Below are 18,893 nucleotides of genomic sequence, written 5' to 3'. Positions count from 1 at the left end.
ACAGGTCTTGAGATCGCCGCTTTCGCACTGCCATACTCGCGCCCTCTGAGTGTGCGAGGTGGCGGGTGTTCGATCTCAATGATCTGTTTTATTTCGTCCAGGTGGTCGAGTGCCGAGGGTTTGCGCCTGCCGGTCGCAAACTGGGCATCCCAAAGTCCAAACTCAGCCGCCGCATTGCAGGCCTTGAAGAGCGTCTGGGGGTCAGGCTGATCCAGCGTTCCACGCGCAAGTTTGCCGTCACTGAAAGCGGGCGTGATTACTATGGGCATTGCGTGGCGATGCTGGTCGAGGCCGAAGCGGCGGAGGAAGCCATTCAGCGTTCCAGATCCGAACCCCAAGGGCGTATCTCGCTCAGTTGTCCGCCCACGATGGGGGCCATGGGCATCAACGAGACGGTTGCCCGATTCATGGCCGCTTATCCCAAGGTCCAGGTTTATATCGAGAGCACTAATCGGCGCGTCGATCCGCTGTCAGAAAACATCGACATTGCACTGCGTGTGCGGTTTCCGCCTCTGGAAGACGAAGGGCTGGTGGTCAAGACATTGGGCTACAGCGCCCAGCGACTGGTGGCTCACCCTGATCTGGCTGCGCAGCTTGGCGCTGATGCTTCATTCGAGGACCTGGCGAGCCTGCCTAGCCTGGACCTGACTTCCGCGACCCAAAGTCATCGCTGGTTGCTGGAAAACGGGCCGGGGCATTATGTGGAGGTGCGACACACGCCAAGGCTGGTCTGTTCGGACCTGGATGCGATCCTGCAAGGTGCCCTGCAGGGTGTAGGCGTAGCGCAATTACCCGAGATTCTGGTGCGAAGCGCCTTGCAGCAGGGACGTCTCGTTGAGCTGTTCGATGCTCACCGGCCCAAATGTGGCGTGATCCATGCTGCGTTCGCCTCCCGGCGCGGGCTGCTGCCGGCCATCAGGGCCATGCTGGACGCGTTCGAAACGTCGTTCAAGGAACTGACCCACAACCCGGAGTCCATTTACTGTTCCATCAATAGAACGAACCATCATGTTCAGGGCGACTAATCACACATTACCAACAACGATAGGATGCTCCCCACTTGATCGCCCAATGACGATATAACCTGGGAAGCCCGTTATGAACATTCTGCACATCGATTCCAGCATTCTTGGTGACCACTCCGCGTCGCGTCAGCTCAGCCGCAGTGTGGTCGAGGCCTATCAGGCGAACCACGCCGACAGCCGCGTGACCTACCGCGATCTGGCCAGCGAAGCCCTGAGCCATTTTTCTCCCGCCACCCTCGCGGCTGCGGGCACTCCGGTTGAAGGCCGTGATGCGGCTCAGCAGCAGGAAGTCGCCATCAATGAGGCCACTTTGCAGCAGTTTCTGGAGTCGGATGTGTTGGTGATCGGTGCGCCGATGTACAACTTCACCATCCCGACTCAGTTGAAAGCCTGGATCGACCGCATCGCCGTCGCGGGTAGAACGTTCCGCTACACCGAGGCCGGTCCTGAAGGTCTGTGCGGTGACAAAAAGGTCATCATCGTTTCCACGGCGGGTGGTCTTCACGCTGGCCAGCCAAGCAGCGTAGGTCACGATGAGTACCTCAAGTTGCTATTCGGTTTCATCGGCGTGACTGATCTGCACTTCGTTCGTGCCGAAGGCCTGGCCTACGGTGAAGCGCCGCGCGCCAATGCGCTGACCGCTGCGCAGCAGCATATCGAGCAGAAGCTGTTCGCTGCCTGATAGCACGCCGTTCCCATCAGACTCCACAGCCTGCGCAGCGCGCATGGCTCTGGAGTTTTTTTGCGCTTGCGTTTCATTGAATAATTGACAGCTTCCTTACAGGTAGCGCGGGGCATGTGGCGGTAAACTGCACACGCATAAATCCGCGCCGGTCCGTTTTTTGCGCAGTGGTTGGCAGTTGCAACATGATCCGACCAATAGCTGGCCCGGCTTATGCACTATTTGCCTTGAAGACACTCTCAGTTGTTGAGAAAGATGGGGCGCTGGAGCACGAAGCTCGGCACAAGCGCGTGAATGGACTGTCCGGCGGATGCCGGAACTTACAAAGGTTGGGCCTTGCCATGGTACGTCTTTGTGCGGTGATGCTGGTTTGTCTGCTCGATGGCCTGATTTCGGTGCATGTTCAGGCTGATGATGCGCTCACGGGTAGCGTTCTCGCCGACAGCGAGTGGAGCGCAGGCTTTCACGAGCTGAGTTTTGTCGATCCGCTGGACTCCCAGCCGATGCAGGCGATTGCCTTTTATCCGTCTACCGATCCCGAGCAAGTCAGTGTCGTTGAGGGCTATCGGGTCGAGGCCGGTGAAGACGCTGCCATCGCGCTGGGACGTTTTCCACTGTTGATGTTGTCTCACGGCAACACGGGTACTCCGCTGGCGTTACATGACCTGGCGACCTCGCTGGCGCGTCAGGGCTTTGTGGTGGTGGCCGTTGTTCATCCAGGTGACAACTACCGTGATCACAGCCGTCTGGGCAGCCTGAGCAATCTTTACGGTCGACCCCTGCAGATTTCCGAAGCCATCAGTGCTGCGCTGACGGACCCGATGCTTGCGCCTTACCTCAGCGCCCGCCAGGTCGGTGTGATCGGCTATTCGGCCGGGGGTGAGACGGCGCTGATCCTCGCGGGTGCACAGCCCGAACTCAAGCGCTTGCGTCAGTACTGCATCGAGCGTCCTATGGACAAGGATGCCTGCAAGACCCAGGGTGAGTTGGTCGCTGATCGAGAGGATCTGCATGCACAAGCCGATTCGCGAGTCGGCGCGTTGATGTTGATGGCCCCTTTGAGCCTGATGTTCGGTCGGCAGACGCTGGGCGACGTTCATGTACCCGTGCTGATGTATGCCGGTGATGACGATCAGTTGCTGGCGGTGGACAAAAACGCACAAGCGCTGGCTCGCAAGCTGCCACAGGCGCCGGATTACAAATTGCTGGCAGGGGCAGGGCATTTCGTCTTCATGGCCCCTTGCAGCGACGAGCAGCGTGCAACCATGCCCATGATGTGCAACGACCGCGAAGGGGTTGATCGGGAAAACATCCACCGCAACCTGAGTGCCGAAGCTGCCAGGTTTTTCACCAGCACGCTGGGTGCGTTCGGGTCGGACAACTCCGGGATGCAGACGGCCAATCATCAGTGATGCACGGCTCGCCGCACAGGCGGTGCGGCGCCAGGTCTCAGGTATTCAACGAGCGTAGATAGTCGCCGAATCCGCCGCGAGCCTTGGAGTCCAGCCGGGTACTGGTGGTCACGCGGGGGCGGCAGCTCCAGGCAATACGCGCACCGCTCAGCTCCAGTTGCCGAACCAGGTGCACGTCTTCGTGACATTCCAGTGCGGGGAAACCACCCGCCCGCAGGTAGGCGATCGAACTCACACCCAGATTGGCGCCGTGGATGTGGCGGTGGCCGTCACGATGCTGATAATGCCGGTCGTAGGCGGTTTGCGCGGCGATGGAAATCTCCTGACCCCAAGCGCCCGGTGTGACGGTCCCGCACACCGCATCCACATCCAGCGCCAGTTGCTCGGCCAGCCAGTCACTGGCCACGCTGCTGTCACCGTCCGTGCATGCGAGCCACCGTGCGCCTCTGTCGAGCAACACCGCAGCGCCCTGGGCGCGGGCATGTCCGACGTTGCGCACCCCGACTTCAAGGGTGTTGACGCCGAAAAAGTGCGCGATCGCTGCCGAGCGATCGGTGCAGCTGTCAAGCACCACCAGAACCTCTACCTGTTCACCGCCAAGGGCCGGGTGTGCGGCTGCCAGCAGGATAGTTTCCAGACACAGGTCCAGTAAACCCTCCTCGTTATGTACCGGAATCAGAACGCCGATCATCCCAGAACTCCTGTTCAGCTACCGATGTTCCATCACGCGCCCACAGGTCCAGCAGGAAGTCCTGTTCGTGATGAGTGAAAAGCCGATGCATACCCAGTCGCTCGGCAAGCGCATCGTGGACCTGCTGTGCAGTGAGCGGGCACTCGTCGATGTCGGGCCGCCAGTGGCAGGCGAGCAGCTGGCCGCCAGGCGTCAACGCATTCAGCGCGCAGTCGATCAAGCGATACAGATCCTCTAGATCCAGGTAGTAACCCAGTTCGCTCAGTACGATCAGGTCGAACCGACCCTCAGGCCATTGCTGGGGCAGTCGCGCCTGAGCCACATGTACATGGGCAAACGCAGCCAGTCGCTGGCCTGCCAGTTCAACGGCTCGCTGCGAGGTGTCACAGCACAGCAGCGTGTCGCAGCGGGCCGCGAGTTCTGCGCTCAGTTCGCCGTTCGCGCAGCCGGGTTCAAACACTGCCGCATACCGCTCGCTGGGCAGAGCAGCCATGCACAAGGCACGTTTACGACGTTCATACCAACGCTGTTTAAACGCCCAAGGGTCATCATCATCGCGAAAGAGCTGGTCGAAATACCGGTCGGCGACACTCATGTGAACACCACTTCGAACGGCTGCAGCAAACGCTCAAGAACAGGCGAGGGCAGCACCGGTGACAAGCCGATGCCGGGATCACCCTGCAACTGGCTGGCAAAGGCGTGGGCAGCACTGCGTTTACGGGCCTGTGTTTCAGGGTCTAGCAGAATTTTGCGCGCACGCTCCCAAGGAATGCGTTCGTCCTCGGGGTCGGCCCAGTGCCAGGCCCAGATGGGAACTTCATGAAGTTGTGCACCGGATGTCGAACAGGCGCTTGCGCAGGCCCGGCCAACAGCCTCGTGATCGCCATGGCCGTCACCAGACCAACTGGCGAACACTACATCGGTGGGGCACAGGTGCTGTGCGAGCAGGGCGACCAGCTTGTCCTCGTCGCTGGCAACGTCGCCATCCTGAAAACCGCCACGAATCCACTCCAGGCGTTCTTGGGAAATTTCCAGAATACTCAGTGCCTGCGCGCTTTCCTGTGGTCGAATTGCGCTCAATCGGGCAACCGGCCATAGCGCAGAGTCGGGGTGGCTGGCAGTGCCATCGGTAACCGATACCAGCAGAATAGGGCGCTCCAACTGAGCCAGCTGGCGCATAAGGCCACCGCAGCCCAGCACTTCATCGTCCGGGTGCGGGGCGATGATCACGGCTCTGCAATTGGGCGGGACCAGCAGATCGGCGGTAATGGCTGCAACTGCGCCGAGCTTTTTCGAGGCATTCCAGGCCTGCAGAGAGGTGCCGCGGCCTGATGCGTCATCACTGACCGCAAAGCCTTCCTGATGCGGGCTTTTATCCATGGAATGTTCAGTCATAGCGACCACAATTGGCTGACGGGTAATTGATCGGCAAGCTGCTGACCCAATTGCGCAAGGTCCTGTTCGGCGTGACTCTGGCGCAGGAACACGGGCAAGTCGGCAATCAGCCGTGCGAATTGCGCATCCTTGCAATACGGGCCGGCACCGAGGGCGCGTCCCGCGTTACGAATAACCTGTTCGGCGCTTGCTTCGACAGCGGCACGACAGCGTCTGGCCAGTAGCTCGGCATGTGCGTGCGGGGTGTGGTCCAGTTGCGATGCGGCGGCCTGCAACAGGCTGCCGGCACTATAGAGCGCCACATCAACCGTACCCAAATGGGCCAGCGCGTGGGGTTCGTTGCGCTTGCCCGCTTGCTGTAACAGGCGTTGAGCAATGGCGCGCGATGCGCCGTACCAGCATGCTGCGATGCCGATCCCGCCCTGCCAGAAGCCTGCGCGGTTCAGGTAGTCGCCGGGAGAACCCACGCGCTGCGCGACAGCCTGATCGAACAGCACATCCACACTGCCGGTCGCGCCCATACCCACTGCGCGCCAGCCATCCGTGCTGACCTGTACGCCGGGCTGATCCAGCGCCACGGCCACCAGTTGCTGCTGTTGTTCTTCATCCCAGACGGTCATCAGGGCATGACTCAGCGCGGACGCACCTGAGCACCAGGCCTTGCGGCCGTTGAGCCTGAGCGAGTCACCTTCGCCGCTCAGAAGTACCCGGGCCTGAGGCGGCTCGGCCGCCCACGTACCCCAGGTACTGAATTGTTCGGGGGGCGGGGCACCCAGTTCCGCCATGATCGCCAAGGCGTCGGTGTGCCCCTCGTACAACTTGCATAACCCCAGATCGTGGCCTGCAACGCAGGCCAGTGCCTGCCAGCGCTCAAGCGTCTGGCCGCTGGCAGGCAGGGGGATCTGGTCGAGCCCTTCGTTGACGACGGCCTGCAAGCACTCGCCAAGCGCACGCGTGTCGGCATAGCCGTGCCTGCGCCAGTCGAGAAACTCGCTCAAGGCCTCTGTCATTGCTGGTCTTCGCGCTTGAGTTCAAACAGCAACAGCGAGCGGGGAGTGACCATGTATTCACTGCCGAAACCGAAGGTTTCCTTGCTGCGCGCATCGTCCTGATTGGTGTCGATCAAGCAGGTGTAATGCGTGCCCTCAGGGACTTCCGGCAGCTTGAAGTTGACGCCTTCGTGATGCGCGTTGACCACCAGCAGCAGCGTGGCGTCGGCACCCGGACGAATAATGCCGGTTTCCTGCGCGCGACCATCCATGAGCATACCCAGGCAGCGGCCGTTGGCGTCATGCCATTGCTCAACGGTCATCTCGGTGCCGTCCGGCGAGAGCCAGGTGACATCCTTGACGCCGATTTCCTCGTTGTAATCGCCTACCAGGAAGCGACTGCGGCGCAGGATCGGGTAGCTCTGACGAAGCTTGATCACGCGGGTGACAAACTTCAGCAGCGCTTCGCCGTCACCATCCAGATCCCAGTTGACCCAGCCAATTTCACTGTCTTGGCAGTAGGCGTTGTTATTGCCGTGCTGTGTGCGGGCAAACTCGTCACCGGCCACAATCATCGGCGTGCCTTGGGCCAGAAGCAGGGTCGCGAAGAAGTTGCGCATCTGGCGCAAACGCAGGGTGTTGATTTCCGCGTCTTCGGTCGGGCCTTCGACACCATGGTTCCATGACAGGTTGTTATTGCTGCCATCCTGGTTGTTTTCGTCGTTGGCTTCGTTGTGCTTGTCGTTGTACGACACCAGGTCATGCAGGGTGAACCCGTCATGCGCGGTGATGAAGTTGACCGAAGCCTGAGGGCGACGACCGCGCTGGTTGAACATGTTGCCCGAAGCCGTCATGCGGGCAGCGAAGTCGGCCAGTTGACCTTCATCGCCCTTCCAGAAGGCACGTACGGTGTCGCGGAACTTGTCGTTCCATTCCATCCAGCCCGGCGGGAAACCACCGACCTGATAACCACCCGGGCCGCAGTCCCAGGGCTCGGCGATAAGCTTGACCTGACGCAGGACCGGGTCCTGGCGGCAGGCGACCAGGAAGCTGTGACGCTCGTCGAAGCCATCATGGTAACGACCCAGAATGGTTGCCAGGTCGAAGCGGAAACCGTCGACATGCATTTCCGAAGCCCAGTAGCGCAGCGAGTCGGTGACCATCTGCAGCACACAGGGGTGGCTGAGGTCGAGCGTGTTGCCCGTGCCCGAATCGTTGATGTAATAGCGCTTGTCGTCCGGCATCAGTCGGTAGTACGACGCGTTGTCGATACCGCGCATGGAAAGGGTCGGGCCCAGCTCGTTGCCTTCAGCCGTGTGGTTGTAGACCACGTCCAGAATCACTTCCAGCCCGGCATGGTGCATGTGCGCGACCATTTCCTTGAACTCGGCGATCTTGCCGTGAGCCAGGTAGCGCGGGTCCGGGGCAAAGAACGCGATGCTGTTGTAGCCCCAGTAGTTGGTCATGCCTTTTTGCAGCAGGTGCTGGTCGTTGACGAAGGCGTGGATCGGCAGCAGCTCGACCGAGGTGACACCCAGCTTGCGGATGTGATCAACAACATCGGCCGATCCCAGGCCTGCGAACGTGCCACGCAGTTCTTCCGGCACCGACGGATGACGCATGGTGTAACCGCGTACATGGGTCTCGTAAACGATGGTCTTGTCCCACGGCGTACCGACACGCTGATCGCGGCCCCACGTGTAAGCAGGGTCGATCACCTTGCTCTTGGGAACAAACGGTGCGCTGTCGCGTTCATCGAAGCTCAGGTCGCCGTCGGGGTGGCCGATCGTATAGCCGAACAGGGCTTCGGACCATTTCAACTCGCCGACCAATTGCTTGGCATAAGGGTCGATCAGCAGCTTGTTATGGTTGAAACGATGCCCGTTCTTCGGGTCGTACGGGCCGTACACACGATAGCCGTAGATCAGACCCGGGTGAGCGTCGGGTAGGTAGCCGTGGAAGGTCTCGTCGGTGTATTCCGGCAGTTCGATGCGTTCCAGCTCCACTTCACCTGTGGAATCGAACAGACACAGCTCCACCTTCGTGGCATTCGCCGAGAAGATCGCAAAGTTGACACCCAGGCCATCCCAGCTGGCACCGAGGGGAAAGGGCAGTCCTTCACGAATGCGTGACGGGCTACTGGCAGGGTTTTCTGGTGTGGCCGAACTTTCATCTGCCGCGGGTGTGGACTTCGTATTCATGCTGCCTTCCTGACGTCGAATGATTTTCTAAGCGGCCGAAACCGTTATCGAAGCCGAGCGGGCTTCAACACTGAAGTTAAAGTGGGGGTTACCGCAAGCCTCACCTGGGTTCAGATGAGGCCTGCTGCAATGGACTTGTTTGAGAACAGAAGAGTTTCAAGTATTCGATGGCTTGCGCGGTTTCTTCGGTGCTGGCTTGGCGGATGCATCGGTTTCATTGGCTGCAGGGGTTGCCTTTGGCTTGGGAGCAGGCTTTGCCTTCGCCGCCGGTGCCGGTTTGGAAGCGGCAGGTTTAGGCGTGGGAGGAGCCTTGGCCACAGACTTGGCCGGTCCTTTTGCCGGTGCCTTGGCGGTGTCTACTTCAGGCAGCTTGGGTTTGCTGGCTTTACGCGCAGTAGTCTTGTCCGGCGCAAGCGCTTCTGCTTCAGCCAGTTTGCGTGCCATCTCCCAGTGACGGGCATCATGCCCCGAAGGTTTACCCTCGGACTCCCAGATTTGATAGGCGAATTCACGGATTCTTTTTTCGTCGGCACTCATCTCGACACTCCCAGGTATCACATAGTTTGAATAAGCAAATTGACAGAAAATTCTTCAAGCGCCGCACTGAGTGGTATTTCCCCAGCACTCGTTACGACGATGTCAGAAAAGAGGCCCTTCCACTGTAGTTGCGAATCGGCAAACGGCACGACGATGTGAGTGTCGCCCCATTGAGCAGCGTTAATGAATGGAGCCTGCGCGGTGCCCAATAGTTCACTGCATGTGCGTGGCACCACGACGATTGCCCGCTCGTGCTGCGTTGTGCGTGCAAAAGCCAGCACCCGATGCGCCTGACTGCCTTTCACTTCCAGAGGCACATACGCTCCTTCGCTGAACAGCGCGGAATGTGCACTGCGCACGTTCAGCGCTGCTGCGATCAGTGCCTGTTTGATCCGGCCGTCCTGCCACTGACCCAGCAGATCCGGCGCACTGACGTTGTCCTTCAACGCCTGCTCCCGAGCCGGGTAATCCACAGGCCGGCGGTTGTCCGGATCCACCAGACTGAAATCCCAGAACTCCGTGCCTTGATACAGATCCGGCACACCCGGTACGGTCAAGCGTAGCAAGGTTTGCGCCAGACTATTGAGTGCGCCTGCAGTGGCAATGCGATTGGCGGTGGCACTCAACGACTGACGTAACGCGAGCGCTTCCGGGGCCAGCAGCAGACGTTGCAGAAACTCCCTGCAAGCAGCCTCATACGGCTGGTTCGGCGCACTCCAGCTGCTTTGCAGCTTGGCCTCGCGCAGCGCCTTTTCCTGCCACTGCACCATGCGCCTGGCATATTCCTCGTGCGCCTGCTCGCCTTCCAGTTCAAGTGGCCAACTGCCCAGCAGCGCCTGATAGAGCATCAGTTCGTCGCCCGCACTGATTGTGGGCTCATCACCCTTGAGCGGCGCTGCCAGCTGTCGCCAGCGTTCGACCTGCTCGGCGTACCAGTCGGCACATTCACTGAGCACCGCGAGGCGCGTGCGCGTGTCTTCCCCACGCTTATGGTCGTGGGTCGCAGTCGCTAGCAGGTTGTTCGGAAACGTCTCCATACGCTGGAGGCAGGCCTGGTGAAAGGCTTCCACTGGCGCACTGAAATGTTGCGGATGAAAACCGACATCGTTGCGCGACAGCAGCACGGCAGAGCGGTAGAACGACGTGTCTTCAACCGATTTGGCGGCAACAGGGGAGGTCAGTTGCTGGAAGCGCACGCAGGCGTTCTTGTACAGCTTGCGCAAGTGGCCGCGTGGCAGCTTTCTCCACGACTCACCTCCCAGCCAGCGGGCCAGGTAATCCAGCACCGGCCAGTCGCCTTCGTTCAGTGTCGAGCGTGCGCCGTCCATGGCCTGTTGAAAGAATCGCTCATCTTCTGCCGAGCGCCCGCACACGCTGATGTAAGTGCGGTAGACCGGGAAGTTGACGATCAGGGCCAGCAACGCCCGGCGAATCGCGCCCAGCGTCAGGTCCCGGCTCATCAGGTCGCTGCGGGCAACCTGCAGCAATGACTGGGCAACGTTCTCGAAGTCGCCTGCCAGTGTGCCGTGCAACACCAGGTCGCGCGCGACCAGCACCTCTTCGTCGAAGTCAGCGGTGCGTTCGCTCAGGCGGCTCCACAGTTCGCCCAGCGGCGCTTCGCCCTTGGGGTCGTGTTGCAGCAGAGAAACCTGATTCATGAACTCGTAGCCGGTCGTACCGTCCACGCTCCAGTCCTGGCGCAACGGCTCGTCAGGCCCGAGGATTTTTTCGACAAAGATAGGCAGGTGCGTCAGTCTGGCGTCGGCAGGGCGCTGGCTCAGCAGGCCCTGAACACGACGATGCAGCTTGCGTCCGTAGCCCCGAGGGTTCGCGAGTCCATCGATATGGTCGATACGCAGGCCGTCGATGAGGCCATCGGCAATCAGCTGGAAAATCTTGCCATGGGTGGCTTCGAAGACGTTAGGTCGTTCGACACGCAGACCGCCCAGCTCGTTGATGTCGAAGAAACGCCGCCAATTGATGTCGTCGCCCGCGGTGCGCCAACTGGCCAGACGGTAATACTGCCGTTCCAGCAACTGGTGGAGCCGATCAAAACCCTCAGGCTTGCTGGAGTCGAAGCGCGCAATCACCTGCTCAATGGCTGTGAGTACCTGTGGATCCTTCGCCAGCTCGGCCAGTTCAGCCTTGGCCTGACGCGCCCGCTCGTAAGCTTGCGGGTAGTTGTTCAGGGCGGCGAAGCGCAAGCCAAGCTCTTTCAGCTGTGGCTGTTCGACGCCTGTCAGGAGCGAATCGTAGGTGCTCGGGCACACCGGGAAGTGGTGCTGGTAGTGCTCGATGTAGAAGGCGCCGCGTTGCGCATCGAAGCGCAACGGGATTTCTCCGGCTTGCAGGACGGTGCCGTAATCGCTGCTGAGGAACGGCAGCAACAGTTGCCCGGCCAGCAGTGGATCAGGCGAGTTCCACTGAATGTCGAAGAAATCTGCGTACGGGCTGCGACGCCCCCATTCGAGCAAGTCGAGCCACCAGGGATTGTCCGCACCGCCCACTGCCATGTGGTTGGATACGATGTCGAGGATCAGCCCCATCCCGTGTTCACGCAACGCCGCCACCAGACGGAGCAGGGCAGGTTCGCCGCCCAGCTCCGGGTTGATGACGGTCGGGTCCACCACGTCGTAGCCGTGCATCGAGCCCGCGCGCGCTTTGAGAATCGGTGAAGCGTAGAGGTGGCTGATGCCGAGGCTGGCAAAGTAAGGCACCAGCGGCACGGCATCATCGAGCGTGAAGTCTTTATGAAACTGAAGACGTTGTGTGGCTCTCAACGGTTGTAGTGGACGGTTCATTGGTCACGCTCCGCAGCTTGCAGCCGGGATTGGGACAGCAATTCCAGTCGTCGAGCAGCATGTTCATTGTCAAGGAGTGTGGCGGCATCACCGGGAAGGCGTCTGCGCCAGTTAGGGTGGCTGTCGATAGTGCCTGGCAGATTGGCCTGTTCCTGCACGCCCAATGCGTCTTCGATAGGCAGCAGCACCAGTGGCGCGCGGGTGTGGCCCAGATAACGGATGCTGGCGTCGATGATCTGCGCCGCGTCTTCGGTGTCCTCGCTCAGGCCTTCGTTGCTCTGACTGAGGGCCCGGCGCAGGCCGTCGTATTCGCGGGCGCGTTCTTCACGCCAGTGTTGTTCACTCTGGGCGTCTACATGACCGAGTCGCGCATTCCATTCGATGTCCAGCTCGCTGAGCCAGCCGGCCAACGTGGGCAAGTCATGGGTGCTGGTGGTGGCCAGTGCTTCGTCGGACCAGTCCAGAATAGGCTTGAACTGGCCATTGTTCTGTTCGAACAACAGCACGCGCATGCCCAGCATGGCTCGAGCGCTGAGCTTCTCACTCAGACCCTCCGGCACCGTACCGAGGTCTTCGCCCAGCACGATGGCCTTGTGGCGATAGGACTCAAGGCTCAACAGCCGCAGCATGTCATCCAGCGGATAATTCAGGTATGCCCCTTCGCTCGGAGGCGATCCAAGCGGTACGACCCACAGGCGCTGTAGCCCCATTACATGGTCAATGCGCAGGCCACCTGCGTGGGCGAAATTGGCCCGCAGCATTTCGATAAAGGCGCGAAAGCCGTTGCGCTTGAGGCCGTCGGGCGAGAACGCTGAAATGCCCCAGCTCTGACCCGCGCGATTGAGGATGTCAGGCGGTGCGCCCACGGTCAGCGCAGACAACAGCTCATCCTGACGGCTCCATGCCTGGCTGCCAGCACCATCGGCACCTACTGCAAGGTCGGCGATCAGGCCAACACGCATGCCACTGCTGCGAGCTGCGACCTGAGCCCGCTCCAGGCCTCGAGCGATCAACCATTGGGTGAACGCATGGAAGCTGATCTGCGGCCCGTGCTGTGCCGCAAACGCCGACACCGCGCTGCTGCGCGGGTCTTTGAGTTCATCGGGCCAGTCGTGCCAGTTATCGCTGATGCCCATGCCGGGGCACTCTGCGCGCAGTGCCTCGAACCGACAGTGGTTTTCCAGCGCCTCGCCGCCATTGTGGCGAAAGCTGTTGAAGTCTTCGTGCAGCGGGTGTGAGCCAGCGCTGAACGCTTCATACAACGCGTGCAGGGCTTTCCATTTGGCGCTGGCCGCTGCCGGCCAGTCGATCAGTGTCATTGCCTCCAGACGTTTCAGCTCGTCGGCAACGCCGGCGTCTTCGATCGCCTGACGCCATGCGCGCTCGCCAAGAATCGCGCCGGGCGAGGCGTACAGGCTGTTGAGGAACAGTCGGCTGGACGGCGAGTACGGGCTGTAGCGCTGAGGGTCACTGGCGAACATGGCGTGAATCGGACTGATCGCCAAAGCATCTGCGCCCCGTTCGCCCGCCGCGCGGGCAAAAGTTTCCAGCGCCTGAGTGTCCCCGAAACCGCCATCGCCCTCGCGGCGCAAGCCATAGAGCTGAACGGTCAAGCCCCAGGTGCGGGGTGTCTGTGTGTCAGTGGCCATCGCCACGCTAAAACAGGATTTGGGCGCGACGGCAATGGTCAGGTGCTGCCCGGCGATATCCAGTTGCTGATACCCAGGCCCCGCCAGAGCAGGTAACTGGGCATCGGCTGTCAACTTTGCATCCACAGAAGAGCCGTCTTCCAGGTGCAGGGTGAACGGCGTGTGCGGCGCGAACCAGTCAGCCAGATTCAGGTTGCTGCCCTGATCGACCGTCAGAAGTGGCGGGGCTCCTTCACCCTGACGGGCAGCCTGCAGACGCTGCAGGCTGGCATCTATCGCTTCACCACCGTCTGCGGGATAACCCAGTGCTTCCAGAACCTTGCGCAACACCTCAGGACTTACGGTCTGGGGGCGAGCGTTGGCATCCACCCAGTGCACCGACAGTCCTGCTTCGGTCGCAAGCCTCTCCAATTGCTCATTGTTCATCCTGTTTCTCCATCACATCGCTTGCTGTCAGGCTGACAATGGCCGTGTATGGATTGAGGATACCGGGCTGGGAAAGTTCGGCCGATTTCGGGGGGGTGGAGAAAATCACCTGGGCAGCATCGGACGGCGGGGCGGCGACAGCGTGCTCGCTCAGGTTCAGGTCGATGCGCAACAGGCTGCCATCGCCCATCCGCCAGCGCGCGCTGACGGCGTGATCGGCAAGCACCTCGGTGCCAAGCGGCTGTGTGCCCGGCAGGCGAGGGACGATTGCCTGCTTGCGCAGTGCCAACAGTTCCTTGTAAAGGTCAAGCCAGCCTTGGTGATCCAGTCCGATGTCGGTTTCCAGATTCAGCGCGCCGAACGCCGGACGTGAAGCCTCGAAAGTCTTTACGTCGTTCGGGTCGGGGATATGCTCGCGGCGTTCCGGGTCGGCGAAGGCTGCGAAGTCGGCGAATTCGCTGCGACGACCTTCACGTACGGCATCGGCCAGCTCGCCATGATGGCTGGTGAAGAACAGGAACGGCTCGCTGGCAGCCCATTCATCCCCCATGAACATCAGCGGGATCATCGGCGAAAGCAGCAGCAACGCGGTTGCCGCCTTGAGTGCCGGAGCGGGGCAAAGCTGCGGCAGTCGCTCGCCCAGTGCTCGATTACCGATCTGATCATGGTTCTGCAAGAACAGCACGAAAGCGCTGGGCGAAAGGTGGCCGCTGGGCTCTCCACGGGTATGACCGTGGCGGGTCTGTTCGCCCTGATAGACGAAGCCTTCACTGAGCAGGCGGGCCAGCTTCTGTGTCGGCTTCTGGGCAAAATCCGAGTAGTAGGCGTCGGTTTCACCCGTCAGCAGCACGTGCAGCGTGTTATGCCCGTCGTCATTCCATTGCGCGTCGAACCCCTTGCCCTGCAGCAAGCTGGCCTGATTGAACTCGTTTTCGAGATTCAGCCACACGTGCCGGTCACGATCGATATGAGCGCGCACCCGTTCTGCAAACTCAGGCAGGAAAGTTTCGTCGCGGATCGCATGAACCGCGTCCATCCGCAACCCGTCGAAGCGGTATTCCTGCAGCCACATCAGCGCATTGTCGACAAAGAAGTCCCGGACCTGTTCGCGTCGGAAGTCGATCGCATCGCCCCAGGGTGTGTGCAGGTCCCTGCGGAAGAACGCTTTGGCGTAGCAGCCCAGGTAGTTGCCGTCAGGACCGAAGTGGTTGTAGACCACATCCAGGATGACTGCCAGGCCATGTCCATGGGCGGTGTCGATCAGATGTTTGAGCTGATCGGGCGTGCCGTAGGACGATTGCGGAGCGTAGGGCAGGACCCCGTCATAGCCCCAGTTGCGGTCGCCAGGAAACTGCGCCAGCGGCATCAGCTCGATAGCGGTCACACCCAGGTCGGCCAGGTGCTGAAGGCGTTTTTCAACACCTGCGTAACCGCCCAAGGCGCCTACATGCAGCTCGTAAATGACTGCTTCGTGCCAGGGTCGGCCTTGCCAGTGGGTGTTTTGCCATTGATAGGCGAGAGGGTCGACGACGATGCTGTGTGAATGCACGTCGCCGGCCTGAGCGCGGGAGGCGGGGTCTGGAACTTCCAGGTCCCCGTCAATCTTGAAGCGGTACTGGACGCCCGCCTTGCAGCGAGCCTCCAGGGTGAACCAACCTTCAGGTTGGGCGAGCATGGCCAGAGACTGACCATCCTCCAATTCAACGCTTACGTTGTCTGCATCCGGCGCCCAGAGGGCAAACCGGGTGTGTTCCGGGTCAATCAGAATGGCGCCGTGGCGCCAGTCAACTTCTGTACGCAGAGGCATCCATCAACCCCTTTTCCTCAGTAGTGAATTGAAACACCCGCATTTTTCTTCAACAGGTCGCGGTAGAGATCTGCGTAGGGCTCGACCGCTTGGTGCCAGTTGAAAGGGGCGGCCATTGCGCGGCAGCGCATGGCGTTTAGCAGCTCGGGATGAGCAAATACCTGGAAGGCGCGGTTCAGCGCCTCGGTGTAACTTTCAACCGTTGATTCGTTGAACAGAAAACCTGTCACGCCATCTTCGATGGTGTCTGCCAGACCGCCTGTGTTACGCGCCACGGGCAACGACCCGAAACGCTGGGCATACATCTGGCTGAGGCCGCACGGTTCATAGCGCGACGGCATCAGCAAAAAGTCGCTGCCTGCGAACATGCGGCGGGCGTCAGTCTCATTGAAGCCGATGCGTACCCCGATACGACCCGGGAAACGGTTCGCGAGGGCGCGCATGGCGTCTTCCTCTTCCGGCTCCCCGCGCCCGATGATTGCGATCTGTCCGCCGTTGTTGACGATGTGCTCGGCAACGCCGATCGTCAGGTCCAGACCTTTCTGATAGACAAGGCGCGAAACCACCGCAAACAGCGGACCTGTCGAAGCGTCGAGCCCGAACAGTTCACGAACGTAGTCGGCATTGATCTCTTTGCGCGTCCATTCGTTGGGTGCGAAATGGCAAATCAGATGCTCATCGGTGGCAGCATCCCAGCTGGCGTCGATGCCATTGGGAATGCCGCTGAGCTGGCCTTTGTCAGCCTTGCTCTGCAGAAAACCTTCAAGCCCGCAGCCAAACTCAGGGGTGGTGATTTCCTTGGCGTAGGTGGCGCTGACCGTGGTGATGTGGTTCGCGTACGCCATACCGGCCTTGATGAAGGACAGTTTTCCGTAAAACTCCATCCCTTCGCTCTGCAGCGCTTCGTCAGGAATGCCCAACTCACGGCTCGAGCCCGTACTGACCGTGCCCTGATAGGCCAGGTTGTGAATGGTGAAAATGCTCGGTGTCGACTGTCCACGCCACTTCATATAGGCAGGTGCGAGGCCTGCGGGCCAGTCATGGGCGTGAACCAGCTCAGGGCACCATTGGGTTTTGACTGCGCCCGCGGCGAACTCGGCCGCCGCCAGGCCCAGGCGTGCAAAGCGGATATGGTTGTCGGACCAGTCACGGCCATGTCTGTCGGCGTAAGGTGTGCCTTCACGCTCGTAGAGTTCGGGGCAGATCAATACGTAAATCACCAGCCCGTCTTTCATGTCCATGCGACCGATCTTGCAGGCCGGAAGACCGGCGTAGCCGCCCAGATGGCTGATGACGTGAATCGGATTGCCGCTATTGATCACTTGTGGATAGCCGGGTATCAGCACTCGGACGTCGTGCAGGTGACGCATGGCTCGCGGTAAAGCAGCAGATACATCGCCCAAACCCCCGGTTTTCACCAGGTCAGCCAGCTCGGAGGTGACAAACAGGACCTTGCGTCTGTTGACCTGAGAAATCGTAGGCTGTGAAGTCGAAGTCGGAAGTTGCAGCAGTGGAACGCTCGTCGTAGCGAAAACCGGCAGATGAGTCAGCTCGCTGGCCGGCTGGTTAAAACTCTCTCCCTTCTGGGTTTTGACAGCGGCGCTAATCATCGTTTTCTCCTGTTCAAAACAGTGTTGGTGCATCACTTGATTTTTATTGGCCATTTCCTATGGCCGGTACCTTCACATGCACTACGCAAGAACAGTACCTACTTGAACTACGCACGGCGACATTGCAGCGTGATGAAGCAAGAGTCTGCAGTCAGCCAATAGCATAGGCGCTCAGTTCAGATGACCTACCCGATTTGGAGAAGTTTCGACTTTTTTCAACGCAAATGTCTGGCGTGCGGCTCGGCGTGCGTCCGACAGACAATTCTTCAAACGGCGCATGCGCTTTTTTAGAGCAGAGTACTACGGTTTTCAGCGGGGATTTACCGGTCGTCGGATTGTTCGACAATTAACGGTGTGGCGTCGCGCTTTCGTCGCTGCGACCGTTTGTCACGACTTTTTGCCCGAATCTGTGCGCGCTGCCTTTTCCAGGTGCGTGCAGTGGCCGATTCACGAGCATCACGCGAAATATCCTACATCTGTACCGGAACATTTATGAGCGAGGCGAGATAGAATCGGCATCCTGTGACGCACGGGTGAGTCTGATATTTCACTGAATAGCGCGTTGTGAATATTTGAAAGTTGATGAGGATGGAAATGGACGCCCCAGAGGTGCTTGTACTTCAAGCGAGCTACACCAACCCGGTACATGCCGAAGCGATAGGATTCGTCCTGAACGAGTACGCCATGGACGTGATGGGAGGAGGCCAGCCGTTGTCGAACGATACCCGACAGCAATTGGCTCTCGAACTTGCCAAGCGTCCTCATGCGTTCAGCGTTCTGGCGTTCATCGCCGGCGAACCGGTAGGCCTGGTCAATTGCTTCGAGGCGTTCTCGACATTTGCCTGTCGTCCGCTGGTCAACATTCATGATGTGGCGGTCATCGCCCAGCATCGGGGCAAGGGCATCAGCCAGAAGATGCTGGCCAAGGTCGAAGAAATCGCGCGTCAGCGCGGGTGCTGCAAACTGACGCTTGAGGTGCTGGAAGGCAACGAAGTGGCAAAAAATGCCTACAAGAAACAGGGTTTTGACAGCTACTGCCTAGACCCTGACATGGGTCGTGCCATGTTCTGGCAGAAGACGTTGTAAGAGGGCGTGATGCTCTGCAGAGATCAATAAGACGGCCAGGCATGTTGCGAATTGTGTCTGGTCCGCCGCCCCTATCTGGCGCAAAATGCGTCGACCGCTGGATCGTCTGTCTAGTCAGGGTATTTGATTGGAGAGGGTCAACCGTTGTAGCGAGGGGGGCAAGCCGGCAGATCGGGCTTGCCACGTGACAGTCAGAGCAGTTGACGAAGGGTTCGTCAGGCGTGTAACGCTGAGCCAGGAGCGCTCAGTTGGGATTGCTGAAGCATGAGGCTCAGATGAGCGACTCGTTTTTGCAGCTGCTCACGTTCTTCCTTCAGCGCGCGCAATTCGTCGCGGCGGATCGTGACATACAGGGTTTGTGGTGCAAGTGCTGGTAGTACAGTGCCCATTGCTCACCTCGCAAATGGCGGATTCAACCTCAGAAAGGCCCGTGGCAATGACTATCAATCCCTGAGTGGCCGCTGCTAACCTCTCTATCGGCACAGATTCTGATTTCTTTTGCGTTAAATTGGAACTTTTTTATTTTTCATTGTCGCGAACGTTTCTTGAACGCGAAAATGTGCATCAGTTGATGGCAACGCT

General features: G+C 59.9%; 15 protein-coding genes. 4 read left to right on the top strand and 11 right to left on the bottom strand.

The genetic code is table 11. The features are described 5' to 3' along the window. The first annotated feature begins 65 nt into the window (after positions 1-65). The 3 genes from BUB69_RS04425 (at position 66) to BUB69_RS04415 (ending at position 3,119) form a co-directional block, all read left to right on the top strand. Entirely contained in the window at positions 66-1,025 is a 960-nt protein-coding gene (locus tag BUB69_RS04425; RefSeq protein ID WP_073162755.1) for a LysR substrate-binding domain-containing protein, read from the top strand. Positions 1,026-1,098: 73 nt separating this feature from the next. After that, complete coding sequence (locus BUB69_RS04420; RefSeq protein ID WP_073162753.1) at positions 1,099-1,707, top strand: FMN-dependent NADH-azoreductase; 609 nt, start codon at positions 1,099-1,101, stop codon at positions 1,705-1,707. A gap of 341 nt (positions 1,708-2,048) precedes the next feature. Then, positions 2,049-3,119: an alpha/beta hydrolase family protein gene (locus BUB69_RS04415; RefSeq protein ID WP_073163229.1), complete on the top strand. Its 1,071-nt coding sequence runs from the start codon at positions 2,049-2,051 to the stop codon at positions 3,117-3,119. A gap of 37 nt (positions 3,120-3,156) precedes the next feature. Here BUB69_RS04415 and BUB69_RS04410 read toward each other — a convergent pair whose 3' ends face one another. The 10 genes from BUB69_RS04410 to glgA all read right to left on the bottom strand — a co-directional run bounded on the left by BUB69_RS04410 (position 3,157) and on the right by glgA (position 17,225). Beyond that, positions 3,157-3,810 carry a glycosyltransferase family 2 protein gene (locus tag BUB69_RS04410; RefSeq protein ID WP_073162750.1) on the bottom strand — a complete coding sequence of 218 codons (654 nt, stop codon included), beginning with the start codon at positions 3,808-3,810 and terminating at the stop codon, positions 3,157-3,159. Beyond that, positions 3,782-4,405, bottom strand: coding sequence for an SAM-dependent methyltransferase (locus BUB69_RS04405; protein WP_073162748.1), 624 nt, complete (start codon positions 4,403-4,405; stop codon positions 3,782-3,784). Before BUB69_RS04405 ends, BUB69_RS04410 begins: the two co-directional genes overlap by 29 nt. Beyond that, positions 4,402-5,190 carry a PIG-L deacetylase family protein gene (locus tag BUB69_RS04400; RefSeq protein WP_073162745.1) on the bottom strand — a complete coding sequence of 263 codons (789 nt, stop codon included), beginning with the start codon at positions 5,188-5,190 and terminating at the stop codon, positions 4,402-4,404. Before BUB69_RS04400 ends, BUB69_RS04405 begins: the two co-directional genes overlap by 4 nt. Positions 5,191-5,201: 11 nt before the next feature. After that, positions 5,202-6,215, bottom strand: a complete 1,014-nt coding sequence (locus tag BUB69_RS04395; RefSeq protein WP_073162742.1) for an acyl-CoA dehydrogenase family protein — start codon at positions 6,213-6,215, stop codon at positions 5,202-5,204. Continuing rightward, on the bottom strand, positions 6,212-8,395 hold the full coding sequence (glgX, locus tag BUB69_RS04390) for a glycogen debranching protein GlgX (protein ID WP_073162740.1): 2,184 nt from the start codon (positions 8,393-8,395) through the stop codon (positions 6,212-6,214). The genes BUB69_RS04395 and glgX overlap by 4 nt, the downstream gene beginning before the upstream one ends. A 156-nt stretch (positions 8,396-8,551) precedes the next feature. Beyond that, a complete protein-coding gene (locus BUB69_RS04385; RefSeq protein ID WP_073162738.1) occupies positions 8,552-8,932 on the bottom strand; it encodes a DUF2934 domain-containing protein in 381 nt (126 codons plus the stop codon). 17 nt (positions 8,933-8,949) lie between these two features. Next, positions 8,950-11,733 carry a malto-oligosyltrehalose synthase gene (locus BUB69_RS04380; protein WP_073162736.1) on the bottom strand — a complete coding sequence of 928 codons (2,784 nt, stop codon included), beginning with the start codon at positions 11,731-11,733 and terminating at the stop codon, positions 8,950-8,952. Then, on the bottom strand, positions 11,730-13,808 hold the full coding sequence (malQ, locus tag BUB69_RS04375) for a 4-alpha-glucanotransferase (protein WP_073162734.1): 2,079 nt from the start codon (positions 13,806-13,808) through the stop codon (positions 11,730-11,732). The genes BUB69_RS04380 and malQ overlap by 4 nt, the downstream gene beginning before the upstream one ends. Beyond that, positions 13,798-15,615, bottom strand: coding sequence for a malto-oligosyltrehalose trehalohydrolase (gene treZ, locus BUB69_RS04370; protein WP_073162731.1), 1,818 nt, complete (start codon positions 15,613-15,615; stop codon positions 13,798-13,800). Before treZ ends, malQ begins: the two co-directional genes overlap by 11 nt. 17 nt (positions 15,616-15,632) lie before the next feature. Next, positions 15,633-17,225, bottom strand: a complete 1,593-nt coding sequence (gene glgA / locus BUB69_RS04365; RefSeq protein WP_073162729.1) for a glycogen synthase GlgA — start codon at positions 17,223-17,225, stop codon at positions 15,633-15,635. A gap of 594 nt (positions 17,226-17,819) precedes the next feature. Between glgA and BUB69_RS04360 the strand changes: the two genes are divergently transcribed. After that, positions 17,820-18,311 carry a GNAT family N-acetyltransferase gene (locus tag BUB69_RS04360; RefSeq protein WP_073162726.1) on the top strand — a complete coding sequence of 164 codons (492 nt, stop codon included), beginning with the start codon at positions 17,820-17,822 and terminating at the stop codon, positions 18,309-18,311. A 215-nt stretch (positions 18,312-18,526) separates the two neighbouring features. On the opposite strand, the gene BUB69_RS04355 is transcribed toward BUB69_RS04360, so the two are convergent. After that, positions 18,527-18,700 (bottom strand): DUF6026 family protein, encoded by a 174-nt coding sequence (locus BUB69_RS04355; RefSeq protein WP_032610534.1) that lies wholly within the window; start codon positions 18,698-18,700, stop codon positions 18,527-18,529. Positions 18,701-18,893: the final 193 nt, after the last annotated feature.

The sequence above is a fragment of the Pseudomonas asturiensis genome, from assembly GCF_900143095.1.
GTDB lineage: Bacteria > Pseudomonadota > Gammaproteobacteria > Pseudomonadales > Pseudomonadaceae > Aquipseudomonas > Aquipseudomonas asturiensis.
This window is presented reverse-complemented; position numbering and strand designations above follow the sequence as displayed.